The 8,755-nt window shown below is 44.7% G+C and carries 8 protein-coding genes; 2 read left to right on the top strand and 6 right to left on the bottom strand.

The genetic code is table 11. From position 1 onward, the window contains the following. From NI467_RS08315 to NI467_RS08295, 5 genes are all read right to left on the bottom strand, one after another. Positions 1-90: GTP-binding protein (locus NI467_RS08315; RefSeq protein WP_072292276.1), on the bottom strand; the 90-nt coding region annotated here is incomplete at its 3' end. A 93-nt stretch (positions 91-183) separates the two neighbouring features. Next, complete coding sequence (gene fusA, locus NI467_RS08310; RefSeq protein ID WP_151203691.1) at positions 184-2,319, bottom strand: elongation factor G; 2,136 nt, start codon at positions 2,317-2,319, stop codon at positions 184-186. Between the two features lie 130 nt (positions 2,320-2,449). Next, positions 2,450-2,920 (bottom strand): 30S ribosomal protein S7, encoded by a 471-nt coding sequence (rpsG, locus tag NI467_RS08305; protein ID WP_151203689.1) that lies wholly within the window; start codon positions 2,918-2,920, stop codon positions 2,450-2,452. Positions 2,921-3,099: 179 nt separating this feature from the next. Further along, positions 3,100-3,474, bottom strand: coding sequence for a 30S ribosomal protein S12 (gene rpsL, locus NI467_RS08300; RefSeq protein WP_002050319.1), 375 nt, complete (start codon positions 3,472-3,474; stop codon positions 3,100-3,102). A 149-nt stretch (positions 3,475-3,623) separates the two neighbouring features. Next, complete coding sequence (locus NI467_RS08295; RefSeq protein WP_253152228.1) at positions 3,624-5,150, bottom strand: EcsC family protein; 1,527 nt, start codon at positions 5,148-5,150, stop codon at positions 3,624-3,626. A gap of 275 nt (positions 5,151-5,425) precedes the next feature. Here NI467_RS08295 and NI467_RS08290 point away from each other — a divergent pair, with 275 nt between their 5' ends. Together NI467_RS08290 and hemJ are read left to right on the top strand one after the other, a co-directional pair. Further along, positions 5,426-6,655: a beta-ketoacyl synthase N-terminal-like domain-containing protein gene (locus NI467_RS08290; RefSeq protein WP_253152226.1), complete on the top strand. Its 1,230-nt coding sequence runs from the start codon at positions 5,426-5,428 to the stop codon at positions 6,653-6,655. 23 nt (positions 6,656-6,678) lie between these two features. Then, positions 6,679-7,131 (top strand): protoporphyrinogen oxidase HemJ, encoded by a 453-nt coding sequence (gene hemJ / locus NI467_RS08285; RefSeq protein WP_151205609.1) that lies wholly within the window; start codon positions 6,679-6,681, stop codon positions 7,129-7,131. 55 nt (positions 7,132-7,186) lie between these two features. Here hemJ and NI467_RS08280 read toward each other — a convergent pair whose 3' ends face one another. Next, on the bottom strand, positions 7,187-8,626 hold the full coding sequence (locus NI467_RS08280) for an amino acid permease (protein ID WP_253152224.1): 1,440 nt from the start codon (positions 8,624-8,626) through the stop codon (positions 7,187-7,189). Between the last annotated feature and the right edge of the window lie 129 nt (positions 8,627-8,755).

Genomic DNA, 8,755 nt, shown 5'->3' with positions numbered 1-8,755 from the left:
AGCTGTTAAAGTTGTTTTACCATGGTCAACGTGACCGATTGTGCCCACGTTAACGTGTGGCTTATTACGTTCAAACTTAGCCTTAGCCATGAGATCTTCCTTTTTGAATTACTCATGCAGGATCGCTGCATGAGCACTTGGTTTTTAACTATAAATTAGTTTGGGCTTATAGTAATCCAAAGATTACTCGTCGTCACCTTTTTTACCGCCAGACTGGAATTTAGCAATAATGCCTTCCGCCACGTTACGTGGAGTTTCAGCATATTTAGAAAATTCCATAGAGTAAGTCGCACGACCTTGAGACATAGAGCGCATTTGAGTTGCGTAACCAAACATCTCAGCCAGTGGAACTTCAGCGCGAATGGCTTTAGTACCGCCAGGCAGATCGTCCATACCTTGAACCATACCACGACGACGGTTAAGGTCACCCATGATATCGCCCATATAGTCTTCTGGCGTTTCTACTTCAACTTTCATGATTGGCTCAAGAAGGATAGGATCCGCTTTCATGAAACCATCACGGAAGGCATAAGAACCTGCCATTTTGAACGACAATTCGTCAGAGTCGACATCGTGGTAAGAACCGTCGAACAATGTCGCTTTGATGCCAACTACTGGATAACCAGCAAGGACACCATTCTTCATACGTTCTTGGATACCTTTGTCAACCGCACCGAAGAACTCTTTAGGTACTACACCACCTACAACTTCTTCAGCGAATTCGTAATCTTTACCAGCATCTTCAGCAAGCGGTTCTAAACGTACGTATACGTGACCGAATTTACCTTTACCACCAGTTTGACGTACGAATTTACCTTCTTGTTCAACCGATTTTTTGATCGTTTCACGGTAAGAAACCATTGGTTTACCAATGTTTGCTTCCACACCAAATTCACGCTTCATACGGTCAACAATAATGTCCAGGTGAAGCTCACCCATACCAGCAATAATGGTTTGGCCAGATTCTTCATCAGTACGTACACGGAATGATGGATCTTCTTTTGCCAAACGGCCTAAAGCAACAGACATTTTTTCTTGGTCAGCTTTAGTTTTAGGCTCAACTGCAAGTGCAATTACTGGCTCTGGGAATTCCATACGCTCAAGTGTAATTACTGCATTTTCATCACACAGCGTATCACCAGTCGTTGTATCTTTAAGACCTACACACGCTGCGATATCGCCTGCACGAATTTCTTCGATATCCTGACGATCGTTTGCGTGCATCTGTACGATACGGCCTACACGTTCACGCTTCATTTTCACCGGGTTATAACACGGGCTACCCGCTTTTAGAACACCAGAGTAAACACGTACGAAGGTTAAGTTACCTACGAATTTGTCGTTCATGATTTTGAACGCAAGCGCAGAGAACGGTGCATCATCAGACGCTTCACGAGACGCTTCAGTTTCGTCTTTGTCGTTAAGGATACCCTTAATCGCTGCAACGTCAGTCGGTGCTGGCAAGAATTCAATCACCGCGTCCAACATACGTTGAACACCTTTGTTTTTGAATGCTGAACCACACATTGCCGGTTGAATTTCACAAGCTAATGTACGAGTACGTAAACCTGCAACGATGTCTTCTTTAGAAAGATCACCTTCTTCCAGGTATTTATCCATGAGTTCTTCTGATGCTTCAGCAGCAGCTTCGACCATGTTCGTACGCCACTCTTCAGCAGTCGCCTGAAGTTCAGCAGGAATCTCGCCGTATTCAAACTTCATACCTTGAGAAGCTTCATCCCAGATGATTGACTTCATTTCGATCAAGTCAACAACACCAGTGAAGTTTTCTTCTGCGCCCACTGGAACAACGACTGGCACTGGATTCGCACCAAGACGAGTTTTCATTTGCTCGATAACGCGGAAGAAGTTCGCGCCAGTACGGTCCATCTTGTTGATAAATGCAAGACGTGGAACGCCATATTTGTTTGCTTGACGCCATACAGTTTCAGACTGAGGCTGTACACCACCTACAGCACAGTAAACCATACACGCACCGTCAAGAACACGCATAGAACGCTCAACTTCAATCGTGAAGTCAACGTGTCCCGGGGTGTCAATTACGTTAATACGGTGTTGGTCGAACTGGTTAGCCATACCTTTCCAGAAGCATGTTACAGCTGCTGAGGTAATGGTAATACCACGTTCTTGCTCTTGTTCCATCCAGTCAGTCGTTGCTGAACCTTCGTGAGTTTCACCTAGTTTGTGGCTCTCACCTGTATAGAACAAAATACGTTCAGAGGTAGTTGTTTTACCTGCGTCGATGTGCGCAGAAATACCAATGTTACGGTAACGAGAAATTGGGGTTTGACGTGCCATGATTTCTAGCATTCCTAAATTTTGTTGTTTAAAACAGGACGCTTTAAGCTGCTAGCAACTTAAAGCGCTTTGATGACAATTGCGTGAAAGCAATGTTGTCATCTTCCTGATTAGGGCCTGTTTTATGTGCTTAGAAACGGTAGTGAGAGAAGGCTTTGTTGGCTTCAGCCATACGATGCACATCTTCACGTTTTTTAACCGCTGCGCCTTTGCCTTCAGATGCATCAAGCAACTCGCCAGCAAGACGTAAAGCCATAGTTTTTTCAGAACGCTTAGCAGCAGCATCTACCAACCAACGCATCGCTAGAGCAGTACGACGGGATGGGCGTACTTCCATAGGAACTTGATAAGTAGCACCACCAACACGGCGTGCTTTTACTTCGACCATAGGACGAACTTTTTCAAGCGTAGCTTCAAAAAACTCAACTGGGTCTACTTTAGATTTTTCTTGAACGCGTTCTAAAGCACCGTAAACGATACTTTCAGCAATAGATTTTTTACCATCTTGCATTACGTGGTTCATGAATTTAGCGATTGTTTGGCTGCTGAACTTAGGATCCGGAAGGATTTCACGAGCAGCAACTACGCGACGTCTTGGCATTTTAAACTACCTATATATATGACACTTCAGGTTAATCCAGCAGTAGCACAAAGTGTCATGTGCATTCGCTGGCCTTACTACACGTCGCTTGAATTTTCACAAAATTAAATGAAGAAATCAGACAAGCGAGACGATAAAGGATTACAGTTCTACAGTCTTAGAAAATTGTTCTTAAACAATTATTTCTTAGGACGTTTAGTACCGTATTTAGAGCGAGACTGGTTACGATCTTTAACACCAGCACAGTCTAAAGAACCACGAACAGTATGGTAACGTACACCTGGTAAATCTTTAACACGACCACCACGGATCAGAACAACACTGTGCTCTTGTAGGTTATGGCCTTCACCACCGATGTAGCTAGAAACCTCAAAACCTGAAGTTAAGCGAACACGGCAAACTTTACGCATTGCTGAGTTAGGTTTTTTAGGTGTAGTTGTGTAAACACGTGTACAAACACCACGGCGTTGTGGACAAGCCTTTAACGCAGGAACTTTAGATTTTTCAACTAAAGTCGTACGACCCTTGCGGATCAACTGATTTGTTGTTGCCATGTGGCAATTCTCCCGTTAATAAAAAGCCCCAAAAAACTACTACTTTTTGAGGGCATGCAATTGTAAGTCAAGATGGAAAATCGGTCAATATATCTGTGCCAGACAAAGTCCGATAAGTTCAAGACTTACACTATTCATTACAGCATCATTTACTGCTTGTTTTTTGATTTTTTAGCGGTATTTTTTGTAACATCTTCAGCTTTCTCGGTAGCTTGCGGCTGCTCAGCCTCCACTGCCTGATCCTTCTGTTCCGCCGCATCGATATTTTCTGCTGTAGTAACAGTTTCAATACTTTCAGTATTTTCTGATGGCAGGCCCAACTCTTCGTCCAAGGCGGCATCCGCATCAAAAGCATCTTTAGGAATTGCAGGCCGCTGCATGTGTTTATCTGCTACCGGCTCAACCAATTGATCTGTTAGTTTATCCAGCCCTTCTCTGACTTTTTCATCTTCTTTCACTTCAGCATCTTCAGGGCTCAAATCCTGTTGTTGTTTTTTAACCAGCTTCACCTGAGTGATATGATCATTTCCTTCAAGCGTAATTTCTTTGTCTAAAACTGGCTTGTCTGGGGCAGGAGCAACCTCCCCCGCATCATTTTTTTCCAGTAATTTCGGTGCAGCCTGCTCTAACAGACTCATCGCTTTTTCATAAGCTGAATATGGCGATAAACTGGCATCCTGATGCTGTAACAGATACTGACGTGCATGCGAGAAAACGTCCTGAGCTTTTTGATTCACATCATCCACAAAACGATGGCTATATACTGCACCAATTCCCGCACTAGCCAGTGGAGTCAGCTTAGTTAACTGCTCTAGAATAGAAAACTTCGACATATGGTTCATCCAGTCCCATTTCATGCTGCCATCTTCTTTACTGAGCCATTTTTTCAGAGCTTCGATATCATTATCCGAGCCCAGCATGTTCTGTAATTGAGAGAGATCATGAGTTTTAAGGGTATTGCTGATGGCTTTCAGACCAAGCAGCAAGGTCTGTTTTTCTGCAATCAGGCTGAGATCAATCTGTTTAAAAATATGCTGAACGATTTCTTGGTCATCTTCTTTACTCAGGTCGAAACCATAAGAACGGCCCACCTGATAAATGGTACGTAAAGCCAGTAATAACGACGCGGGAATATCAATTGCCGTTCCCACGACACCTGTGGTACCAGTCACTGCACCCTGTAGCGTAGCAATCCATTTATTCTGTTCGCCAAAAGCCTGAGAAAGACGCTTTGAGCGGTCTATGTCCTGAGTCAGCTCTTCCAGCTCTCGTGCACCTGCTTCATCCAGAATGGCATCAACTGAACTCATCTGGTTACTGAAATGATTTAAATGATCAAAGAAATAATCCGATACTTTTTCAGTAAGCTGCGGAGAAACAAAATGTGCCACGTTATTGACGGTATTAAAGCGACGGCCCAATAACTGACGGGAAACATTCGGGAGATGCTCACGCAACATCTGCTTTGGATTTTCATATTTTTTTGCTGTAAACGGACTTTTCACTTTGGCTGAACCCTCAATTATAGAATTATTATTTAAAACTTTACCGACTTTAGTAACCGAATCAGGTGCGACATGATGTAACAGATCCAATCCTGTTGAGCTGAACTTTTTCGCCACTCCAAACGCATTCGAAATCAGACCATTAGATGATTTATTATTAGCATTTCCCATTTTCCACCTCAGCATGCACGTGCTTGTATTTGGTATAAATACTAGGTGTAGTCAGCATTTATCTCAACCTTATTCTGTTTCATTTGGTAAAAGCCCCACCCAGCACTTTATGCACTCAATTCACTGTCACACGGCATAACATTTGCCATAAGATTTCAAAAACCTTTCTGCTATGATGTTCACCATCGTGAAACAGGTGTCAGCGCCATATTTCGCTGTTTTTACAAGGCCAAATATCTCCCTCTGACCCAGAGATAAACTATAAGGATCTGTAGATGAAACGTGTTGTCATCACTGGTATGGGTATTAACTCGTGCATCGGTAATACATTAGAGGATGTAAACCATTCTTTACAAAACGGGATTTCAGGAACACGTTTTAACCCGACTTATGCCGAACTGAATTTTAAAAGCCATGTCAGTGCAGCTGCTGAACAGAATTTCGATGGAATCGACCGTAAACTGAAACGCTTTATGGGCGTCTGCGCCATGTATGCTTATAACACGGCTATCGCAGCAGTTGAACATGCAGGCTTAAAACAGGAAGACCTGGCCAATAATCCGCGTTATGGTATTGCAGGCGGTTCTGGTGGCAACTCGACGGCATCTGTTGTAGAAATGGTTAAACTGCTGGAAGAAAAAGGCGCACGTAAAGTTGGTCCGTTCTTCGTACCACGCAACATGTCCAATACGATTACAGCAAACGTGGGCGTGGCTCTAAAACTTCAAGGTGTGGCACATTCAATCACCAGCGCATGTGCAACCTCTGCCGATGCCATTGGTTATGCGTACAACCTGATTCAGCTGGGCAAACAGGACCTGATGCTGGCTGGCGGCGGTGAAGAAGATCACTGGTCACAAAGCTTGCTGTTTGATGCAATGGGTGCGCTGTGCTCTAAATATAACGACACACCTGAAACGGCTTCACGTCCGTACTCGGCAGACCGTGACGGCTTCGTCATTGCTGGCGGTGGCGGTTTCGTAGTGCTTGAGTCTCTGGAACATGCGCAGGCGCGTGGTGCCAACATTCTGGCAGAAGTGGTGGCGTATGCGGCTAACTCTGATGGCGCGGATATGGTTGCCCCAAGTGGTGAAGGTGCAACACGCTGTATCCTGATGGCACTGGAAGAAGCCAAGCAACATGGTGTCGATAAAATTGACTATGTGAATACACATGGTACTTCGACGCCAGCGGGTGACGTGACCGAACTTAAAGCAATGGAGCGTGCATTTGGTGAAGGTCAGGTTCCCCCACTGAGTTCAACTAAATCTATGACCGGTCATAGCTTAGGTGCAGCGGGTGTTCAGGAAGCCATTTACTCAGTTCTGATGATGCAGAACGATTTTATTGCACCAAACATCAACGTGACTGAACTGGATGAAGGCGCAAAACCATTTGATATCGTACTTGAAAAACGTGATGCAAAACTGAATACTGTGATGAGTAATAGTTTCGGTTTCGGCGGCGTAAATGCCTGTCTCGTTCTCAAGAAATGGGAAGGTTAAGCTGCCCCAAATAGGGTGACTTGATGGATGCTCCTTCTGATGCTTTCTTGTGGGTAAAAGCATTACATATTATTGCTGTGGTATGCTGGTTCGCTGCCCTGTTCTACTTACCACGGCTTTATGTCTACCATGCGATGAGTGAAGATGCGATCAGCCATCAACGCTTCCAGATCATGGAACGCAAGCTGTACCGCGGCATTATGTGGCCTGCAATGATCGCCACCTTAATTACCGCACACTTTTTGGTAGATTGGGGCGATGCAACGCGCCACTATCATGAAGCCTTATGGTTTTACCTGAAAGTGGGTCTGGTCGGCTTACTGGTGATTTACCATCTGGTTTGTGGTTATTACCGCAAGCAACTGATGAAAAATGCGCATTACAAGTCCCATAAATTTTGGCGTTTTTTTAATGAAATGCCGACCTTCATTCTATTTGCAGTGGTGATTCTGGTGGTGGTTAAACCCGTCTTCTAATGTCATAACAAAATAAAAAAATCCCCGATCATTCGGGGATTTTTTTATTTAACCGTTACTCTCCAGAGAGTAGCTGTTGACGCTTGCGTGCACGTGGTTTGTATAACAGGTGATAAGTCGCAAATAAGATCATCAGCCAGAGCGGACTAATCATGAGTGCCTTCATGGTATCCGGTTCCAGGCTAAGAATGACCAGCGCGAAGAACAAAAAGATTAGCACGATATAAGACATCCAGATACCACCGGGCATTTTAAAGCTGGACGCTTCATGCTTTTCCGGCTGCTGCTTGCGGTAGCGGATATAACACACCATGATCAGGCTCCAGATACTGATAAACAGAATGACACAGAGCGCACTCGCTAAGGTAAAGGCTTCCATGGTATTCGGCACAAAATACTGAAATACCGCACCGGCCATAATAAAACCACAGGAAAATAGCAGGCCTTTAGCCGGAACTGCACGCTTGGAAAGCTCAGCCAGCCCCTGAGGTGCCTGTCCGCCACGTGCCAAACCAAACAGCATACGACTGGTGGAAAATACTCCACTATTCATGGAAGACATGACCGAAGACAGCACTACCAGGTTCATGATAATCGCTGAAACAGGAATACCTGCATGCAGAAACAGCGTCACAAATGGGCTTTGATCGGCTGGAATTTCTACCCACGGGGTCACTGACATAATAACCAGTAAAGACAGTACATAAAACAGGATAATCCGTGTCGGGATTGCATTCACGGCTTTCGGCAGATTCTTTTCAGGATCCTTGGTTTCAGCCGCCATTGTTCCTAACAGCTCCACCCCAACAAAGGCAAACATGGCAATCTGGAAGCCAGCCAGGAAGCCCATGGCTCCTTTCGGGAACATACCGTCATGTACCCAGACATTACTCAAGCTGGCAACCGAGCCATCAGGTGTCTGAAAATTACTAAAGATCATATAGCCACCGATGGCAATCAGACCCAGAATAGCCAGAATCTTGATCAGGGCAAACCAGAATTCAATTTCGCCAAACAGTTTGACTGTAAGCAAGTTAATTCCAAGTACCAGGAGTACACAACCCGCACTGATCAGCGCTTGCCCCAAAGGGGTAAAGACCATATCAGGTGGCAACCAGAAGTTCAGATAATTGATAATCGCGGCCAGATCGGCAATACCGACCAAAACCCAGCCCAGCCAGTAAGACCAGCCAATATAATAACCGGCACCCGGACCAATCAGGTCATGCGCCATATCAATAAAAGATTTATAGTGCAGATTGGATAGCAGAATTTCCCCTAATGCGCGCATCAGAAAAAAAAACATTGCCCCAATGATCATGTAGATAAATAAAATTGAAGGGCCTGCTAGCGCAATGGTTTTACCAGAACCCATAAACAGGCCTGTTCCAATGGCGCCACCAATCGCAATTAATTGTAGATGCCGGTTGGAGAGTTTACGTTGCAACTCATGGGGAGACGCTTGCGTCGCGTCAGTACGGGGAGGTGTTTTCATATCTGAACATCCTTTTAAACATCTACAGGACTTACAAAAAAACTCTTCAAATTCGATCCTGAACTGAAGAGTTAATGCTGCTCACCCCAAAGGAGTGAGCTTGAGCCTGTCTAATGTACTGCAGTTATT

The sequence above is a fragment of the Acinetobacter sp. S4397-1 genome (assembly GCF_024129285.1).
Classification (GTDB): domain Bacteria; phylum Pseudomonadota; class Gammaproteobacteria; order Pseudomonadales; family Moraxellaceae; genus Acinetobacter; species Acinetobacter lwoffii_C.
Note: the sequence above shows the minus strand (reverse complement) of the source record. Positions and strands in the feature narration are given on the sequence as shown.

Excerpts from the sequence above, each read along its gene's own strand:
- rpsG (WP_151203689.1), bottom strand. The coding sequence starts at position 2,920 with ATGCCAAGACGTCGCGTAGTTGCTGCTCGTGAAATCCTTCCGGATCCT.
- fusA (WP_151203691.1), bottom strand. The coding sequence starts at position 2,319 with ATGGCACGTCAAACCCCAATTTCTCGTTACCGTAACATTGGTATTTCT.
- NI467_RS08295 (WP_253152228.1), bottom strand. The coding sequence starts at position 5,150 with ATGGGAAATGCTAATAATAAATCATCTAATGGTCTGATTTCGAATGCG.
- NI467_RS08280 (WP_253152224.1), bottom strand. The coding sequence starts at position 8,626 with ATGAAAACACCTCCCCGTACTGACGCGACGCAAGCGTCTCCCCATGAG.
- rpsL (WP_002050319.1), bottom strand. The coding sequence starts at position 3,474 with ATGGCAACAACAAATCAGTTGATCCGCAAGGGTCGTACGACTTTAGTT.
- NI467_RS08290 (WP_253152226.1), top strand. The coding sequence starts at position 5,426 with ATGAAACGTGTTGTCATCACTGGTATGGGTATTAACTCGTGCATCGGT.
- hemJ (WP_151205609.1), top strand. The coding sequence starts at position 6,679 with ATGGATGCTCCTTCTGATGCTTTCTTGTGGGTAAAAGCATTACATATT.